Consider the following 633-nt stretch of genomic DNA (forward strand, 5'->3'; position numbering starts at 1 on the left):
GTGCTGACCAACCTCGCGCCCTCGGTGGCGAGCGCCTTCCTGGCCCGACTCTTTGCCGGCTACGGGGCCGACGCGGTGGCGGCCGCCGCGGTGATCGACCGCCTGACACCGGTGGCCTTCGGGGGCCTGTTCGCCCTGTCGGGGGCGATCGGGCCGATCCTGGCGCAGAACTGGGGCGCGGGCCGGTTCGACCGGATGCGCGGGGTGCTGCGCGAGGCGGTCCGGGTGACGCTGGCCTACGTGGCCGTGGTCTGGCTGCTGCTGGCGCTCGCCCGCGAGCCCCTGGCGTCCCTGTTCGGGCTGCAGGGCGTGGCGCGCGACCTGTTCGGCTTCTTCTGCCTCGCCGGCGGGGCGATCTGGTTCTTCAACGGGCTGCTGTTCCTCGGCAACGCCGCGTTCAACAACCTCGGCTTCCCGGTCCGCTCGACCCTGCTGAACTGGGGCCGGGCGACGCTGGGCACCGTGCCGCCCGCGATGCTCGGCGCCGCGCTCTACGGCCCGCGCGGGGTGGTCGCCGGGATGGGCCTCGGCTCGCTGGTCTTCGGCATCCTCGGGATCCTGCTCGCCCGCCGCACCGTCGACCGGCTGGAGGCGCGGGGCGGGCGCGTGCCGCAGCCGGAGGCGGCGCAGGGC

1 protein-coding gene is annotated in these 633 nt (G+C 75.5%); it reads left to right on the plus strand.

Features of this window, described 5'->3' with window-relative positions; genetic code table 11:
* Positions 1-633, plus strand: a 633-nt coding sequence (locus FV228_RS31945; RefSeq protein ID WP_246694116.1) for an MATE family efflux transporter, incomplete at both ends; no start/stop codon positions are given.

It is taken from the genome of Methylobacterium sp. WL18 (genome assembly GCF_008040015.1).
Lineage (GTDB): Bacteria > Pseudomonadota > Alphaproteobacteria > Rhizobiales > Beijerinckiaceae > Methylobacterium > Methylobacterium mesophilicum.